An 18,163-nucleotide genomic window follows, 5' to 3' on the forward strand; every position below is an offset into this window, starting at 1 on the left:
GTTAACTTTTTAGCGTTACAATTCGTTAAATCTAAAAAGTCACATGCCCTTATTATTAGTGTTCTATGATCCTGTCGATTGTATCATCTGATCGTAGCGTTAAAATTTCAACACCATTTTCAGTCACTAATAATGTATGTTCCCACTGTGCAGACAAACTACGGTCACGTGTTACCACAGTCCAGTCATCTTTAAGTAGTTTACATTGGCGTTTACCCGCATTAACCATAGGCTCAATAGTTAAACACATACCTGCTTTTAATGCTTCGCCAGTGCCTGCTCTACCGTAATGCATTACTTGTGGCTCTTCATGAAAGCCAGCGCCAATACCATGACCACAGTATTCACGTACGATTGAGTAGTTAAAACCTTCAACATATTTTTGAATAGCTTCGCCAATATCACCTAAGCGTACACCTGGTTTTACCATTTTAATGGCAAGGTATAAGCTTTCTTGTGTTACTTCAGCAAGACGTTTGCCTTGAATGTTTGGTGTGCCAACATGGAACATTTTTGATGTATCGCCGTGGTAACCATCTTTAATTACGGTTACATCAATATTAACGCTGTCACCTTCTTTTAACGGTTTGTCGTTCGGAATACCATGACAAATAACATGGTTTACCGAGGTGCAAATCGATTTTGGAAAACCATGATAATTTAATGGAGCAGGGACTGCTTCTTGCACATTAATAATAAAATCATGACAAATTGTATTTAGCTCATCGGTGGTAACACCAGGCACTACATGTGGGCCGATCATTTCAAGTAGATCTGCCGCTAAGCGCCCAGCTACACGCATTTTCTCTATTTCTTCAGGGGTCTTGATAATAGCGCTCATTGAGGCTCCAAAGTTGAGTTTTGAATATTTATCGCTGCATAATTTTTGCACGCGATGTTGAGTATTTAATTTTAATATGGTATAAAGCGCGCCGTCTTTTTACAAATAAATTCTTAAATGATTTTTTGTATTTAAGGCAAACACAATTTGATTTTAACACACACACGTATCGTCACATACACTTGGGTGCATTTGAAGTTTAAATACTTCGGTGTTGGTGCTATGGGATATGTGGAGGCCTAACCCTAACAACTATAGAGGATCTATAAAATGGCAAACGTTTCAATGCGCGATATGCTTCAAGCTGGTGTTCACTTTGGTCACCAAGCTCGTTACTGGAACCCTAAGATGAAACCTTTCATCTTCGGCACACGTAACCGTGTACATATCATCAACCTTGAGCAAACAGTACCAATGTTCAATAACGCACTTAAGTTTTTAACTGGTGCTGCTTCAAACAAAGGTAAAGTTCTTTTCGTTGGTACTAAGCGCGCAGCAAGCGAAGCAGTAAAAGAATCAGCTATCGCTAGCGATCAGTTTTACGTTAACCACCGTTGGTTAGGTGGCATGTTGACTAACTGGAAAACAGTTCGTCAATCAATCAAGCGTCTTAAAGACCTTGAAGCACAAAGCCAAGACGGTACTTTCGAGAAATTAACTAAGAAAGAAACGTTAATGCTTAACCGCGAAATGGAAAAGCTTGAAAAAAGCCTTGGTGGTATCAAAAACATGGGCGGTCTTCCAGACGCGCTTTTCGTTATCGATGCAGACCACGAGCACATTGCTATCCGTGAAGCTAACAACCTAGGTATTCCAGTTGTTGCAATCGTTGATACTAACTCTAATCCAGACGGCGTTGATTTCATCGTTCCTGGTAATGATGATGCTATCCGTGCAGTAAGCCTTTACACAAGTGCTGTTGCCACTGCTATCACTGAAGGCCGCGAGAATAACATCGTTGCTCAAGCTGAGAAAGACGACTTCGTAGAAGCTGAGTAATTAGCTGTCATCAAGTCTTCATCTTTTTAAGGTGAAGACTTGCTATTCTTGTAGAGCGGGTAACCCGCTTATCTAAACCAGAATTCAGATTTGAGGATTTACTAATGGCTGTAACTACTGCCCTAGTTAAAGAATTACGCGAGCGCACAGGCGCTGGCATGATGGATTGTAAAAAAGCGTTAACTGAGACTGATGGCGACATCGAGTTAGCGATTGAAAACATGCGTAAAAGTGGCGCTGCTAAAGCTGCTAAAAAAGCAGGTAACATTGCTGCTGAAGGTACTATCATCATCAAGCAAAACGCTGGTGTTGCAGTACTAGTAGAAGTTAACTGTCAAACAGATTTCGTTGCAAAAGACGTAAGCTTCTTAGCATTTGCTAATAAAGTTGCTGACGCTGCAATTGCTGACACAATCTCTATCGAAGACTTACAAGCTAAGTTTGAAGAAGACCGTGTTGAGCTAGTTACTAAAATTGGCGAAAACATCAATGTACGTCGTTTACAGTACGTAACAGGTGAAAACCTAGTTGAGTACCGTCATGGCGATCGTATCGGTGTTGTTGTTGCGGGTGTTGCTGATGAAGAAACACTTAAGCACGTTGCAATGCACGTTGCTGCATCTAGCCCTGAATACTTAACACCTTCAGATGTTCCAGCTGATGTTGTTGAAAAAGAAAAACAAGTACAAATCGAAATCGCGATGAATGAAGGCAAGCCTGCTGAAATCGCTGAGAAGATGGTTGTTGGCCGTATGAAAAAATTCACTGGTGAGGTTTCTCTTACTGGTCAAGCTTTCATCATGGAACCTAAGAAAACTGTTGGCGATATTCTTAAAGAGAAAAACGCAACAGTTACTAGCTTCGTACGTGTAGAAGTTGGTGAAGGTATCGAGAAGAAAGAAGAAGATTTTGCTGCTGAAGTTGCTGCTCAAATTGCTGCTGCTAAAGCTAAGTAAGATTACTATTTGTGAAGCAAAAGGAAATTAGATGCAATTAAAGTACTATTTGGTTTTGCTTCGCAGCTAGAAATTCTTTAAAATAACCGCGCTTTTATGTTTAACATAAGCGCGGTTATTTTTTATCCATAATTCAATAAAAGTTGGCCCCAATACTATGATTATCAATCGCAAACCTATTTTTAGACGTGTTCTTCTCAAATTAAGCGGTGAAGCTTTAATGGGAGACGCAGGCTTTGGCATCGATCCAAAAGTTTTAGATCGTATGGCTCAAGAGATCAAGGAGCTGGTAGAACTCGACGTAGAAGTGGGTTTAGTGATCGGTGGTGGTAACTTTTTACGCGGCGGCTCTCTTGCCGAAGCGGGTATGAATCGCGTAGTTGGCGATCATATGGGCATGCTTGCAACCGTTATGAATGGTTTAGCAATGCGTGATGCATTACACCGTGCATTTGTAAATTGTCGTTTAATGTCGGCTATCCCATTAAATGGTGTATGTGATGCATACAATTGGGCTGAAGCAATTAGCTTGTTAAAAACAGGTCGCGTTGTTATTTTTGCAGCGGGCACGGGTAATCCGTTCTTCACTACCGATTCTGCTGCGTGTTTACGCGGTATTGAAATTGAAGCCGATACCGTAATCAAAGCAACTAAAGTTGATGGTGTTTACAGTGATGACCCTGTTAAAAATCCAGATGCAACGCTTTATACCCACTTAAGCTACAATGAAGTTATTGATAAAGAATTAAAAGTTATGGATTTAGCTGCGTTTACTTTGGCACGCGATCATAAAATGCCACTAAGCGTATTTAACATGAATAAATCAGGCGCGCTTAAGCGTGTTATTATGGGTGAAGAAGAAGGAACCCTTATTTCTTCACAAGCCTCAGATGAAATAATCAAATAGATTAGGATTGAACCGTGATTAACGATATTCAAAAAGATGCGCAAGAGCGCATGCAAAAGAGTGTAACAGCACTAGGCAGCCAACTATCTAAAATTCGTACTGGTCGTGCTCACCCAGCGATATTAGACGGTATTATGGTGTCTTACTACGGCGCGCCAACACCTTTAAACCAAGTTGCAAACGTAACGATTGAAGACTCTCGTACACTTGCTATTGGTGTTTTCGATAAGTCATTAGCGCAAGCTGTTGAAAAAGCAATTATGGCGTCTGATTTAGGTTTAAACCCTATGTCGGCAGGTACTGTTATTCGTGTACCACTTCCTCCACTTACAGAGGAACGTCGTAAAGATTTAATTAAAATTGTACGCGCTGAAGTTGAGGGCGGTCGTGTTGCTGTTCGTAATATTCGTCGTGATGCAAACGGTGATTTTAAAGCGTTACTAAAAGATAAAGAAATTTCTGAAGATGAAGCGCGTCAAGCAGAAGATGCAATTCAAAAGCTTACAGATAAATTTATCAAAGATATGGATACTCATTTAGCAGCGAAAGAAACTGAATTGATGGAAATCTAAGCAACTAAAATTATTAGTTTTGAAACGCCGTCTGGGGTATACTAGGCGGCGTTTTTTTATGGAATACTCGATATTTATGGCTCTAGACGCTGATACAATTTCACAGCAATGTTTACCCAAACATGTTGCTATCATCATGGATGGTAATGGACGTTGGGCACAAGCTAGAAAAAGACCTCGTGTATATGGGCATAAAAAAGGCGTGGACGCTGTGCGTCAATCTGTTCAGTTTTGTACTAAGTTAGGAATACAATCTTTAACCTTATTTGCTTTTAGTAGTGAAAACTGGCGCCGCCCTGAAGACGAAGTAAATACTTTAATGGAGCTTTTTTTGTTTGTTTTAACAAAAGAAGTAAAAAAGCTTCACAAAAACAATGTAAAACTGACCATTATTGGAGACTTATCACGATTTTCTGAAAGTTTACGTAGCAAAGTATATGCTGCACAAGAACTGACTGAAAATAACACCGGGTTGCGTTTAAATGTTGCAGCCAATTATGGTGGACGTTGGGATATTGCCAATGCTGCAAAGCAATTAGCGTTGCAAGTAGCACAAGGTTTACTTAACGCAGAAGATATTACCGAAGAGCGTTTAGCACAACATATAAGCATGGCAGATCAGGCTGAACCTGATTTACTTATTCGCACAGGTGGCGATGTTCGTATTAGTAACTTTTTACTATGGCAAACGGCTTACGCTGAACTTTACTTTACCGAAACACTTTGGCCTGACTTTAATGAAGCAGCATTTGCTGAGGCTATTGCGTGTTACGTTGCCAGAGAGCGACGTTTTGGTTGTACGGGCGAACAAATAAAACAATTACTCGCTCAAACCTAAATAGAATAAGGGTCACAATTTTGTTAAAACAACGAATTTTAACCTCACTAGTGCTAGCTCCATTAGCATTAGCTTTGGTTTTTTATACACCGCTTACGTTATTTAGTTATTTTGCTGGTGCAATAGTATTATTGGGTGCATGGGAATGGTCTGCATTCATGGGTTTGTGTAACAAGCTCAAAAGAGGATCGTTTGTACTTTTAGTTGCCGCTTTATTAGCGCTGCTTAATTTACACTGGCCAATTGAAGCTTTATGGCAAAACGGTAAGCTAGTTGGTGATGCGAATTATTTATTTACACTTGCGTTTGCTTGGTGGATTGTTGCTAGTTATTTAATATGGCGTTACCCAGCAATGGCAAAAGCGTGGAATGAAGGTTTGGTAATGCGTGGCATTGCCGGTTTACTTACGCTTGTACCACTATGGCTTGCACTAAATACATTACGCAGTGCTCAGTACATGGAGTCTACTCATTTTGGTTCTGTACTTATTTTAGTTGTTTTAGGAATTGTGTGGAGCGCTGATGTGGGTGCTTACTTTACAGGTAAAAGCTTTGGTAAACATAAGTTAATGCCTAAAGTGAGTCCAAACAAAACAATTGAAGGATTAGCCGGTGGTGTAGCCGCATCAATAATATTTGTATTGGCGTTTTGTTACTTCACTGAAGTAGATTTATATGTTTGGCCAATTTATGCAATTATGACTGCATTTATCGCGTTGTTTTCTGCGGTTGGTGACTTGTTAGAAAGTATGTTTAAGCGCGAAGCTGGCTTAAAAGATAGCGGCAGCTGCTTACCTGGTCATGGCGGTATTTTAGATAGAATTGATAGCCTAACGGCGGCGGCACCTATGTTTGTTATGTGTTACGCGTGGACTCTGAGTTTATGAGCCAAAAGCAATTATTGGTTATTTTAGGTGCTACAGGATCGATAGGTTTAAGTACGCTTGATGTTGTATCACGAAACAAAGAATTATTTGATGTTTTTGTGTTGGTCGCAGGGCTGAATGCAAAAAAAATGGCTGAGTTGTGCATTGAGCATGAACCGCTTTATGCGATTATGGCAACGCAGCAAGCTGCTGAGCAGTTATCTAGTCATTTAGCTAATACTCAGTGCCAAACACTGGTTATGCACGGTGAACAAGCAATGAGCGACTTATGTGCTCATCCAGATGTTGATATTGTTATGTCAGCAATTGTTGGTGCTGCGGGCTTACTGCCTACATTGAGTGCAGTAGAAGCCGGTAAAAAAGTACTGCTTGCTAATAAAGAATCCCTGGTTATGTCGGGTCAGTTGTTTATTGATAAAGTTAAACAACACAAGGCAACACTACTGCCAATTGATAGCGAACATAATGCTATTTTTCAATGCCTACCTAGTTCATTACAAAATGGTAACGGCGATCAAAAGCTACAAAACCACGGAGTAAGTAAAATTTTACTTACAGGTTCTGGCGGTCCATTTTTAACGCGTGATGTAAATACACTCAAAGATGTAACAGTTAGTGAAGCTGTTGCGCATCCTAATTGGTCTATGGGGCAAAAAATATCTGTCGATTCGGCAACCATGATGAATAAGGGCTTGGAATTTATTGAAGCTAAATGGCTGTTTAATTGCGATGCTAGCGATATTGATGTGGTTATCCATCCGCAAAGTATTATCCACTCAATGGTGCAGTACCATGATGGTTCTATTTTAGCGCAAATGGGAAATCCTGATATGCGCACGCCTATTGCCCATGCACTTGCTTACCCTGAGCGTATAAATGCAGGCGTTAAGCCTCTAAATTTTTCTGATATTTCTAATTTTTCGTTTACCAAGCCTGACTTTTCTCGTTACCCTAATTTGCAACTCGCTATTGAAGCGTGTAGTGCAGGGCAAGGAGCAACAACAACGGTGAATGCCGCAAACGAGATAGCGGTTAATGCATTTTTAAAAGGTGAAATTGGTTTTACCGATATATATAAAATAAATGCACAGACTCTCGAAGCGGCTACGTACACCAATGTACAAAGCTTAGACGAAATTTTAGAGTGCGACCGGTTAGCTCGCTTAAGCGCTTCGCAATTTATTAAAAAAGTGGTGCATTAATATGTTTGATTTTTTTTGGAACCTAGGCTCATTTATTTTAGCGCTTGGTATTTTAGTTACAGTCCATGAATTCGGCCATTTTTGGGTTGCACGCAAAATGGGCGTCAAAGTACTGCGTTTTTCTATTGGTTTTGGTAAACCACTTTTAAAATGGCATGACAAATATAAAACCGAATATGTAATTGCCGCTATTCCATTAGGCGGATATGTAAAAATGCTTGATGAGCGTGTTGATGAAGTACCGGCAAATCAACGCCATTTATCGTTTAATGCAAAATCTGTTCAGGCCCGAATTGCTATTGTAGCTGCGGGTCCTATGGCTAACTTTTTATTCGCTATTTTTGCACTTGCTGTAATGTATATGGTGGGTGTGCAATCGGTTAAACCCGTTGTAGGAAGCGTAACAGAGGGAAGCCGAGCAGAGCAGGCGGGTATAATGCCAAGCCAGCATATTATTAAAATTGGCGATGACGAAATTACAACATGGCAAGATGCTACATTTGCATTAATGTCGAGCTTAGGCGAGGAAAGCGTAGAGGTTATTGTTCGTGATGAAAACCTGCAACCACGCGTTAAAATACTTAATTTAGATGGCTGGAAGCTTGATCAACAAGATGTACCCCCATTAAGCTCATTAGGTATCGTTCCATTTAGACCTCAAGCAACATTAACTATTGCGGCAGTGACTAAAGATTCAGCAGCAGAACAAGCAAATTTACAGGTTAACGATACTATTTTGTCTGTAAATGGCGAAACAATAAGCAGTTGGCAGCAATTAGTTAATCTTATTACCACGTCGGCTAACAAATCTTTACAATTTAGTGTAAAAAGACAAGATACTATAAAAACCATTACCGTGACCCCAAAAGGGCAATTAGCAGATGACGGTACTGAGCGTGGCTTTTTAGGCGTTGCTCCCGTTGTAGAGCAGTGGCCAGAAGGCTTTGTTGAGACTAGGCATTACGGTCCGTTGGATAGTATTGTGCGTGGCACTAAAGAAACTTGGCGATTAATTGCTCTTAGTTTTGACATGATAGGGAATTTAATTACAGGTCAGGTTTCGGTTAAAAATTTAAGTGGTCCGGTGGGCATTGCAGTCGGCGCTGGAACTAGCGTAAGCTATGGCTTAGTCGCCTTTTTAAGCTTCTTAGCGCTAATCAGTGTTAACTTAGGTGTATTTAATTTATTACCTTTGCCAGTGCTTGATGGTGGACACTTAATGTATTACATAATTGAACTTTTTCGTAAAAAGCCAGTCTCTGAAAAGACACAAGAGTTTGGTTTTAAAGTGGGTGCCTTGTTACTCATTTTTCTAACATGTTTCGCTTTGTTCAATGATGTATCGCGTTTGTAGTTGCAGCGTGACAAATTACTAATTAGAACACGATTGTAAAGCATCTCTAATTTTGGATGTTAAGCGGTAATACAGTTGTATAGGATAAAGATAATAAAATGGCTATAAAAAAACATTTGGCAGTAACAAGTTTATTGGGTGCAAGTTTTGCAGCCCTAGGCCAGAACTCCTTTATTGTTGAAGATCTTAAAGTTGAAGGCTTACAGCGTGTAGCACTTGGTGCTGCGTTAACGCATATTCCGATCAATGTGGGCGACAATGTTGATGATTATACGATTTCAAAAACAATAAAATCACTCTACCGCTCAGGTCACTTTGACAATATCAAAGCGCTTCGCGATGGCAATAACGTTGTTTTTAAAGTAACTGAACGTCCAACAATTAGCTTTATTGAGTTTGAAGGCAATAAAGACATTAAAGACGAGCAGCTTAATGAATCACTTGAGCAACAAGATATTCGCCAAGGTGAACCGCTTGATAAAACCGTTATCGATAATATCGAAAAAGGGTTAATTGAGTTCTTTCACAGTATTGGTAAATACAATGCTAAAGTTGAAATTAGCATTACAAAATTACCACGTAACCGCGTTAAACTTAAATTAGAGTTTGATGAAGGTGATGCTGCATCTATCCGCCAAATTAACTTGGTAGGTAATGAGCTTTTTTCTAATGAAGATTTGCTAAAACTGGCTGAGTCACAGCAAGATTTACCTTGGTGGCAGTTTATGGGTAGCGACCGCTACCAAAAGCAAACCATTGAAGGCGATTTAGAAAAAATCCGCAGCTTTTATTTAGACCGTGGTTATTTACGTTTTAATATCGATTCTACACAAGTATCAGTAAGCCCTGAGCGTGAGTCTGTTTATGTTACAGCTAACTTAACTGAAGGCGTTAAATATAAAGTTAAAGGTTTTGACTTTATTGGTGACTTACTTGGTCGTGAAGATTTAATTAAGAGTGTTATTCCACTTAGAGCAGGTGAGCTTTATAACGGCTCAGTGGTTACTTCCTCTGAAGAGTTTATTAAGAGTTACTTAGCACGTTTTGGTTATGCTAATGCTGAAGTACGTACCATTCCTGAAATTGACGACGAGAATCAAGAAGTACAATTAACGTTGTCGGTTAATCCAGGTAAACGCGTTTATGTACGCCGTATTATTGTTGGTGGTAACCAAAATACGTCTGATGAAGTGTTGCGTCGTGAAATGACTCAGCTTGAAGGTGCATGGTTATCTAATCAAAACCTTGAGCGTTCAAAACTTCAAATTCAGCGTTTAGCGTACATGGAAAAAGTTGATTTTAACGTTATTCCTGTACCAGGTGTTGATGACCAAGTTGATGTTGATTTTACAGTAAAAGAGCAATCAGCTGGTAGCTTTAACGCGGGCTTAGCATATGGCTCATACCAAGGTTTACAATTCAATATTGGTGTAACAGAATCTAACTTTTTAGGTACTGGTAACCAAATTGGCTTTAATATTAATACTTCAAAGGGTTCTGAACGTGTAAGTTTGTCATACACTGACCCGTACTTTACACCAGACGGTGTATCGCAAGGTAGTAGCATATTTTATAGTAATTACGATGCTAGTGCGTTTAGCCTTGTTGATTATAAATCGAAAAGTTATGGTATTGGTACAAACATAGGTTTCCCAATTGATGCGATTAATCGTGTTAACTTTGGGGTGCGTTGGATACAAGAAGAACTTTCTGATATTGCAGAGTACGAGCAAACACGAGTACTTCGAGAAACCTTCTTAGACCCTGAAAATCCAGATGCTGGTTTTGACTTTACTAAATATGAGTTAAGTGTAGGTTGGTCGCGTGTTACTGTTAACCGAGGTTTATTCCCAACTGCAGGTTCGCGTCAAACTTTAAACTTAACAGCAACAACGCCTAATTCAGACCTTAAGTACTTTAAACTGAATTATGATTCGCGCTTCTACTGGCCAATTTCGAATGATCATCGTTGGGTATTCTCAACGCGTGCTGCGCTTGGTTATGGTAATGGCTATGGCTCAACAAATGGTTATGAACAAACATTACCATTCCAAGAGTTCTTCCGAATTACTGAAATGGAATTACGTGGCTTTGACCGTAATACAATATTACCGCAAGCAATATCGCGTATACCTTCGTCTATTCCTGGTACACCTAATGCAGATGGTTCAACTACAGGTAGTATAGGTGGTGCGTCTGAGTTTGATGTATTAATACCTCAAGGTCGTATTGGTGGTAATGCTAAAGCGGTTGCAGGTATGGAGCTAATTGTTCCTACACCGTTCTTAGATGAAGAAAATACAAGTTCTGTACGTACGAGCTTCTTTGTTGATGCTGCAAACGTATGGGATACAGAATTTAGCGTAGACCGTTTTCAAAACTTAGGCGTTGATGAGCGTGCTAAATTAGACGATTACTCAGATCCAACACGTTTTAGGGTGTCGACCGGTTTATCATTACAATGGATCTCTCCAATGGGTCCTATGCTGATTAGTTTTGCTTATCCATTGCAAAAACAAGAAGATGACGATACGAAAACCATCAGCTTTAATATTAGTAACACTTTCTAAAGGAGTTTTTTGTGAAAAAATTATTTAAATCAACGGCAGTAGCTGTTTTAGCAACATTAGTTATGGGTACTTCTACGAGTGCATTTGCACACAAAGTTGGCATTGTAGATATGCAAGAAATCTATAAGCAAATTCCTCAAATGGCTAAAATTGAGCAGTCATTACAAACTGAATTTGCTGAGCGTCGCCAAGAGCTTGAAAAGCTACAAGGTGATATTCGCTTTGAAGCTGAAAAATTTAAACGCGAAAGTACAACAATGAGCCAAGCTCAAAAAGATACATTACGCGATAAAATTCAAGGCATGCAAAAAAATCTTGCTGAACAAGGTCGTCCTTTAGAGCAAGAAATTAAAACACGTCAAAACCAAGAGCTAGCTAAAGTTCAGGGTTTAATTATTAAAACTATTGAAGATATAGCTAAAGATGGCGACTTTGATGAAGTTAAAGTAAAAGATACAACTATTTACTTTAACCCTAAAGAAGTAACTGATCTTTCATCTAAAGTAGTAGCAGCTGTTAGCAAGAAATAATCAATCTATGCAAAATTATACGCTTTCGCAAATTGCGGAACTTCTAAGCGCCGAACTTCAAGGTGATGGCGCTTTAGAAATAAAAAAAATAGCTACTCTTGCAAATGCCCGTTCTGGGCATATTGCATTTTTAGCGAACAAGAAATACCGTCCTCAGCTAGAAACAACTCAGGCCAGTGCTGTTATTTTAGGCGCAGCCGATGCTCCTTACTTTAATGGCAATAAAATCATTGTTGCAAACCCGTACGTTACTTACGCTAAGTTAGCCCAGTTAATGGATACTACACCGCGTTCTGCATCGACGGGTATTCATTCTAGTGCTGTTATTCACCCTACTGCACTTGTAAGCAAGAGTGCGGCTATTGGTGCAAATGTTGTTGTTGAAGCTGATGCTGTTATTGGTGACAACGCACAAATTGGTCCGAACAGTTTTATTGGTGAACGTGTTAAAATAGGTTCTGGCACTAAGCTTTGGCCGAGTGTAACTATTTATCATGATGTTAAAATTGGCTCTGATTGTTTGTTTCAAGCAAACAGTGTTATTGGTAGTGATGGTTTTGGTTATGCTAACGAGCGCGGTCAGTGGATTAAAATTCCTCAACTTGGCTCTGTAACTATTGGCGACAAAGTTGAAATTGGTGCTAGTACGACTATAGACCGCGGTGCACTTGACGATACGATTATTCATAGCAACGTTATTATTGATAATCAGTGCCAAATAGCGCACAACGTTGAAGTCAATTCAGGCACTGCAATTGCTGGTTGCAGCGTAGTTGCAGGAAGTACGACCATTGGTAAAAATTGTCAGATTGCCGGCATGGTTGCAATTAATGGTCACATTTCTATATGCGATGGTGCTATAATTACCGGAATGTGCATGGTGACTAAGTCGATCACCGAACCAGATATTTACTCATCTGGCATACCCCATACAACTAACAAAGAATGGCGTAAATCAATTGCTCACTTGCGTAACCTTTCAGATATGAAGTCTCGTCTTAAAGCGCTTGAAGCATTGGCTAAGTCACAACGTTGAACACTAATAAGGATGCTATTTTGGCAAACGAATTAAATAGCCTTGATATTCAAGAAATTTTAGCTTTATTACCACACCGTTACCCGATGCTATTAATTGATCGTGTTATCGATTTTACACCGGGAAAATCGCTACATGCTATTAAAAATGTTTCTATAAACGAACCTATTTTTACTGGGCACTTTCCAAATCAGCCAATCTTCCCTGGTGTGTTAATATTAGAAGCGATGGCACAAGCCACGGGTTTACTTGGTTTTAAAACGGTTGAAAATCGCAGCGAAAATGAGCTTTATTTGTTTGCTGCTGTTGATAATGCACGTTTTAAAAAACCAGTAATACCTGGTGATACACTGCATCTACATGTTGAGTTTTTAAAAGAACGCCGTAACATCTGGAAGTTTTCTGCAGAAGCAAAAGTCGACGGCAAAGTAGTATGTAGTGCCGAAATTATGTGTGCTAGAAGAGAGTTTTAATAGTGATTCATTCAACAGCAATAATCGAACCTGGCGCTAAACTGGGTAACAATGTCTCAGTTGGTCCTTATAGTTATATTGGCAATGATGTTGTTATCGGTGATAACTGTATTATTGAATCTCACGTTGTTGTTAAAGGACCGTCTACAATTGGTTCTGGTAACCATATTTTTCAATTTGCGTCTGTAGGTGAAGCCTGCCAAGACAAAAAATACAACAACGAGCCAACTACGTTAATCATTGGCGATAATAACGTTATTCGTGAATGCGCTACAATTCACCGTGGTACAACTCAGGATCAAGGTGTTACTAAAATTGGCAGTAATAACTTATTTATGGCTTATACCCATGTTGCACATGATGCAGTAATAGGCGATAACGTTATTTTTGCTAATAATGCGAGTGTAGCGGGTCATGTACATATAGGTGACTGGGTTATTTTAGCGGGTAACTCTGGCGTGCATCAGTTTTGTAAAGTGGGTGCGCATGCATTTGTTGGTATGTACTCTGCTATCAATAAAGATGTACCACCGTTTGTTACTACTATTGGCATACCAGCAGGTCCAGTTGCAATTAATACTGAAGGCATGAAACGCCGAGGCTTTGAAAGTGATGAAATTATGGCTGTACGTCGTGCTTATAAAACTTTTTATCGTAAAAGTTTAGGTGTTGACGAGGCAATTAAGTCACTTAGCGAAGATGCTGCAAAGTACCCAGCTGTTAAATTGATGATTGATTTTGTTCAAAGTTCAGAGCGCGGTATTTTAAGATAACGCCTTTCACTTAATACAAATTCGATATAAAAAAACCACCTCAGATATAACATCGATGGTGGTTTTTTATTGCTTAAAATTTAGGAGTGATTCAGTCAATACTCAGTCTACTCAGGTTAACATGCGCCTAATTTGTATAATAAAAGCTATCCTATGCGTTTACCTAAGTTAATCTTTACTGTTATTTGTTTTTCAATTTTAGCTGCTTGTAGTAGCCAGCCAATTATTAAATCGTCTTCTGGAGAGCTTACTCAAGTAGGGAAAGCTTCTTTTTATGCCGATAAATACCATGGTAGAACAACCGCAAATGGAGAGCGTTTTAGCCAACAAGCGGCTACTGCGGCTCACTTAGATCTTGATTTTGGTACTCGAGTAAAAGTAACTAATTTAGCAAATAATAAATCGGTCGTGGTAAGAATTAACGACAGAGGTCCGTATGTGCGCGGTCGAATTATTGACCTATCTCGCGATATGTTTAAAAAAATAGCCGACCCTAAAGTCGGCGTTATTGATGTATCAATGGTTGTTTTAAGTGACTAAAAGCGCGTTGTAAGCGATACATAATCTGCATAATTACTCAGCAAGTTTTTATGTAGCCCCTGTGCAACTACTTTACCGTCTTCAAGCCAAATTATATTATCCATTTGCTCTAGTAATGCAGGGTCGTGGGTAATGGTTAACACACTCGTTTTATTCATTACCTGCATCATAGCGTGCATTACACTTTGTTTAGATTGATTGTCGAGCCCTTCGGTGGGTTCATCAAGCACTAAAATAGCAGGGTTTTGTAATAAAGCTTGAGCTATTGCTATGCGCCTAGATTGACCTTGCGATACATTGCGCCCGCCAGTGCCTAGTCGTGTTTTTAAACCGGCTTTTAAATCATTAAACCACGGTTCAAGTTGTGCAAGTGTCAGCGCCTCAATCATCTGCTCTTTAGTTGCATTGGGATGTGCATATCGAAGGTTTTCACTCAACGTACCATCAAAAATATGATGTTGTTGCGCCAAAATATTAATAACGTTTGCACGGGTATCGTTACTTAATGAATGTAAATTAACAGGATCACCGTTATTACTTAAAGTAATACTCCCTTGCTGTAACGGCCATAAACCCGTAAGTAAATTTACAAGCGTTGTTTTTCCGCTGCCACTTCTTCCAACAATGGCTACTTTTTGTTGTGCTTTTAGCTCAAAGCTTACATCGTTTAACGCTTTTTGATCGCCGTATTGATAGTGAATATTTTTAAGTATTAACGCGCTACCTTTTGTATCAATATTTTGTGTAAGAGTTTCGCTATTTTTAACAGATGAATTTGCTGCTTTATCTTCGAGCGTAAATAATCGATCAGCTGCCTTTAAGACATTTGGTAATTCTATAAAAGCATTAGGAAGTTGCAGTACGCTTTCAAAGCTCGCTAGAACAAAAAGGCTGAGCATTGCTAGTTCAACATTAGCCATCGTATTGGTGTAGACCATAGGGACGATAGTAACGATGCTACCCAGCATTGCGAGTTGGACTATTAATAAGCTTAAACCATCTGTATTTGCCAGTGCTTTATGACGAATAAATAACTGCTGGTTATATTGCTCACTTAATTCGTCGCATTTATTAAGTTGCTGCGAACGCGCTTGATAAATACTAAGCTCTCTGAGTCCTGTTAGTGTGTCTGACAACTCTGAGCGAAGCTGTGCACTGAGCTGGGTTTCTTTGTGGCTGTTCTTATTAAGTTTAGCGCTGAGTAATGCAGGTAAAACCACACCAATTAACACAATGCCAGTAAAGCAAATTAGCGCTACGTTGGCATTATAAGCCGACATAAATAGCATGATAATTGGCACACTTAACAATGCCACCAGCATAGGTAATAATATGTTTAGGTAAAATTTATCAAGGGCATCTACGTCGTTTTGTAAGCGATTTACTAAGTCCGCACTGCGGCTCATTGCTAAATCAACATTATTTAATTTACTGAGTGTAGAAAATACATTAACGCGTATTTCACTTAGTAATAAAAAAGTAGCGTTATGGGTTACTAGTCGCTCTGCATAACGTGACGCTGTGCGCACAATAGCTAAAAATCGAATAGTACCGGCTGGGGTAAAGTAATTCATTTGTACGCCTGCAATACCCGCTGCAGCCATAGAAGCTAAAAACCAGCCAGATATAGCCAGTAAACCTACATTGGCAAGCACGGTAATTGTGGCTAAAAATGTACCAAGTAACATTGCCTTATAATGAGGAGCACAAAGCTTTAATAAGCGAATAAAATTAGTCATGCGCTACTCCTTGTTGGGCTGTTTTTAATAAATTAGTAAACTCACCATTTTTGTTTGTGAGCTCATTAAAATTACCTTGCTCTATTATTTCTCCGTCGCGCATAACAATTATGTTATTGGCATGCTGTACGGTATTAAGTCTGTGAGCAATTACTAATACTAAATTGTTTTTAGCATATTCATTAATAGCATTTTGAATAAGTTGCTCTGTTTGGCTATCAAGATGCGCTGTGGGCTCATCAAGCACTAAGACTGGCGCTTGCTTTATAAATGCACGGGCGAGCGCGATACGCTGCTTTTGACCGCCAGAAAGTCCTTCACCTTGTTCACCAATAAGTGTATTAAAGCCATCGGGTAGGGCATTTATAAATTCAAGAGCACCCGCTTGCTGCGCTGCGTGTTCAAGCTCTTGCTGGGTTGCACTAGGTTTTGCTAATTTAATATTTGCGGCAATGCTGTCGTAAAATAATGTCGCTTTTTGAGGTATCCACGCAATATTATTTTGTAACTGGTTTATTTGCGACGAGTTAAGTGTGTTCTCATTAATGCTTATATGATTAATAACCTCAGGATGAAAACCTAATAAGCAATCAAATAAGGTACTTTTACCCGAACCACTTGCACCTACTAAGGCAACTAGACCCTTATTTGGCAATGTTAAATTAATATTTTTAATACCTTCGTTACTGTCAGGGTATATAAAATTAAGGTCGGTAATACTTATTGAGTTAATTGTATTTAAAGCTAAATTATTTATCGGTGTACTAACTGCTATTGCTTCATCGTTTGGTAATGGCGCATTCAAAATAATTAGCATATCTGCAGCGGCACTAATACCTTGCAAGCGCGCATGGTAATGGCTGCCTAATTGGCGTAGTGGTAAATAAAACTCAGGCGCTAGTAACAATACAACAAAGCCAGTAGCAAAATCGAGTGTGCCAAAAAACAATCTAAAACCAATAATCACCGCCACTAATGCAACACTAATAGTCGCTAAAAATTCAAGAGCGAAAGATGACAAAAATGCGATTTTTAAAACATCAAGTGTGGCGTGTCTAAAGTCATCAGATATTTTGGCTATTTGTTTTAGTTCTATTTGAGTCGCGTTAAATAACTTGAGTTGTGTTAACCCTTGTACTCGGTCAAAAAAGTAATTTCCTAATACCGCGAGTTGTTTCCAGCGTTTTTGATTAAGTGCTTCGGCTTTAGAGCCGACTAAAATCATAAAAAAGGGGATGAGTGGAGCGGTTAATAAAAATATTAATCCGGCTTTGTAATCTGTTGGAAAAATAACAATCAGTATTGCCAGCGGAATAAGTGCGCTGTAAGCAACACCCGGTAAATACTTAGCGTAATAATCATGTAGTGCCTCTACGCCATTATGCAGCGTGTTAAGAGTAGCACCTTGACCATGTTGTTCTATATAACTAGGACCTAATAAGGCTAACTTATTTAAGAGGGTTTGACGCATAGCCGATTTTATTTTAAGTGCTGCAAATGCACTTAAGCGCTCACTTAACGCCAAAAATACAGTACGAAGTAAAATAATACCTGCTAATGGCCACAATAAATGAGTAACTTGGGCTAAGTTATTACCTTCAAACATAACGTTGTGAATAGCTTGAGCCAGTAAATAAGCACCTGCAATCATAAGTAGCGCGTTAAAAGTCCCCAAGGCAATGCTTAACTTTAGCCACATTGCCGCAGGTTTACTTTGTCGCTTTAAAAAAGCGCGCAGAGATTGCTGCTGCGCGCGATCTGGTCGGGGGTTAGTCGTCATCTTTTGTGTTGTTAGCATCGTTTAATAAATCATGCATAACTTGTTCGTCATCAGCAATGCTGTCTTTATTTTGATGAAACTCATACCACATTACGTTTATTACACCTAATGTGCAGGCTAAAAGTACACCTAAAATCCAGGCAAAATACCACATCGTTTAGTCTCC

The 18,163-nt window shown here is 39.3% G+C and carries 18 protein-coding genes; 14 read left to right on the top strand and 4 right to left on the bottom strand.

Translation table 11 applies throughout. The features are described from left to right. Window positions 1-55: 55 nt before the first annotated feature. Window positions 56-892, bottom strand: coding sequence for a type I methionyl aminopeptidase (gene map, locus GQR56_RS02385; protein WP_346775736.1), 837 nt, complete (start codon window positions 890-892; stop codon window positions 56-58). Between the two features lie 219 nt (window positions 893-1,111). Here map and rpsB point away from each other — a divergent pair, with 219 nt between their 5' ends. The 14 genes from rpsB to GQR56_RS02455 all read left to right on the top strand — a co-directional run bounded on the left by rpsB (window position 1,112) and on the right by GQR56_RS02455 (window position 14,478). Then, a complete protein-coding gene (gene rpsB / locus GQR56_RS02390) occupies window positions 1,112-1,840 on the top strand; it encodes a 30S ribosomal protein S2 (RefSeq protein WP_024612406.1) in 729 nt (242 codons plus the stop codon). Window positions 1,841-1,944: 104 nt separating this feature from the next. Continuing rightward, window positions 1,945-2,796 carry a translation elongation factor Ts gene (tsf, locus tag GQR56_RS02395; protein ID WP_166109023.1) on the top strand — a complete coding sequence of 284 codons (852 nt, stop codon included), beginning with the start codon at window positions 1,945-1,947 and terminating at the stop codon, window positions 2,794-2,796. Window positions 2,797-2,953: 157 nt separating this feature from the next. After that, complete coding sequence (pyrH, locus tag GQR56_RS02400) at window positions 2,954-3,703, top strand: UMP kinase (RefSeq protein WP_008168615.1); 750 nt, start codon at window positions 2,954-2,956, stop codon at window positions 3,701-3,703. A gap of 14 nt (window positions 3,704-3,717) precedes the next feature. Beyond that, a complete protein-coding gene (frr, locus tag GQR56_RS02405; protein ID WP_024612404.1) occupies window positions 3,718-4,275 on the top strand; it encodes a ribosome recycling factor in 558 nt (185 codons plus the stop codon). A 58-nt stretch (window positions 4,276-4,333) separates the two neighbouring features. Then, window positions 4,334-5,113, top strand: a complete 780-nt coding sequence (locus GQR56_RS02410) for an isoprenyl transferase (protein WP_024612403.1) — start codon at window positions 4,334-4,336, stop codon at window positions 5,111-5,113. A 20-nt stretch (window positions 5,114-5,133) separates the two neighbouring features. Beyond that, a complete protein-coding gene (locus GQR56_RS02415; RefSeq protein WP_024612402.1) occupies window positions 5,134-6,000 on the top strand; it encodes a phosphatidate cytidylyltransferase in 867 nt (288 codons plus the stop codon). Beyond that, window positions 5,997-7,202 carry a 1-deoxy-D-xylulose-5-phosphate reductoisomerase gene (gene ispC, locus GQR56_RS02420; protein WP_166109024.1) on the top strand — a complete coding sequence of 402 codons (1,206 nt, stop codon included), beginning with the start codon at window positions 5,997-5,999 and terminating at the stop codon, window positions 7,200-7,202. Before GQR56_RS02415 ends, ispC begins: the two co-directional genes overlap by 4 nt. Before the next feature lies 1 nt (window position 7,203). Then, complete coding sequence (gene rseP, locus GQR56_RS02425; RefSeq protein WP_024612401.1) at window positions 7,204-8,556, top strand: sigma E protease regulator RseP; 1,353 nt, start codon at window positions 7,204-7,206, stop codon at window positions 8,554-8,556. 98 nt (window positions 8,557-8,654) lie between these two features. Next, window positions 8,655-11,126 (top strand): outer membrane protein assembly factor BamA, encoded by a 2,472-nt coding sequence (gene bamA / locus GQR56_RS02430; RefSeq protein WP_166109025.1) that lies wholly within the window; start codon window positions 8,655-8,657, stop codon window positions 11,124-11,126. A gap of 11 nt (window positions 11,127-11,137) precedes the next feature. Next, window positions 11,138-11,656, top strand: coding sequence for an OmpH family outer membrane protein (locus GQR56_RS02435; RefSeq protein WP_024612399.1), 519 nt, complete (start codon window positions 11,138-11,140; stop codon window positions 11,654-11,656). A 7-nt stretch (window positions 11,657-11,663) separates the two neighbouring features. Continuing rightward, entirely contained in the window at window positions 11,664-12,692 is a 1,029-nt protein-coding gene (lpxD, locus tag GQR56_RS02440) for a UDP-3-O-(3-hydroxymyristoyl)glucosamine N-acyltransferase (protein ID WP_166109026.1), read from the top strand. 20 nt (window positions 12,693-12,712) lie between these two features. Then, window positions 12,713-13,165: a 3-hydroxyacyl-ACP dehydratase FabZ gene (gene fabZ, locus GQR56_RS02445; RefSeq protein WP_024612397.1), complete on the top strand. Its 453-nt coding sequence runs from the start codon at window positions 12,713-12,715 to the stop codon at window positions 13,163-13,165. 2 nt (window positions 13,166-13,167) lie between these two features. Next, complete coding sequence (gene lpxA, locus GQR56_RS02450) at window positions 13,168-13,938, top strand: acyl-ACP--UDP-N-acetylglucosamine O-acyltransferase (RefSeq protein ID WP_024612396.1); 771 nt, start codon at window positions 13,168-13,170, stop codon at window positions 13,936-13,938. Window positions 13,939-14,091: 153 nt separating this feature from the next. Beyond that, window positions 14,092-14,478 carry a septal ring lytic transglycosylase RlpA family protein gene (locus GQR56_RS02455; protein ID WP_166109027.1) on the top strand — a complete coding sequence of 129 codons (387 nt, stop codon included), beginning with the start codon at window positions 14,092-14,094 and terminating at the stop codon, window positions 14,476-14,478. On the opposite strand, the gene cydC is transcribed toward GQR56_RS02455, so the two are convergent. Genes cydC through cydX form a run of 3 tightly spaced genes read right to left on the bottom strand, consistent with a single transcriptional unit; the run spans window position 14,475 to window position 18,151 of the window. Continuing rightward, a complete protein-coding gene (gene cydC / locus GQR56_RS02460) occupies window positions 14,475-16,217 on the bottom strand; it encodes a thiol reductant ABC exporter subunit CydC (protein WP_166109028.1) in 1,743 nt (580 codons plus the stop codon). The two genes, GQR56_RS02455 and cydC, sit on opposite strands and share 4 nt — an antisense overlap. Continuing rightward, a complete protein-coding gene (gene cydD, locus GQR56_RS02465) occupies window positions 16,210-17,997 on the bottom strand; it encodes a thiol reductant ABC exporter subunit CydD (RefSeq protein ID WP_166109029.1) in 1,788 nt (595 codons plus the stop codon). Before cydD ends, cydC begins: the two co-directional genes overlap by 8 nt. Then, entirely contained in the window at window positions 17,987-18,151 is a 165-nt protein-coding gene (gene cydX, locus GQR56_RS02470) for a cytochrome bd-I oxidase subunit CydX (RefSeq protein WP_024612392.1), read from the bottom strand. The genes cydD and cydX overlap by 11 nt, the downstream gene beginning before the upstream one ends. Between the last annotated feature and the right edge of the window lie 12 nt (window positions 18,152-18,163).

Source organism: Pseudoalteromonas sp. Z9A5 (assembly GCF_011378875.1).
Classification (GTDB): Bacteria; Pseudomonadota; Gammaproteobacteria; order Enterobacterales; family Alteromonadaceae; genus Pseudoalteromonas.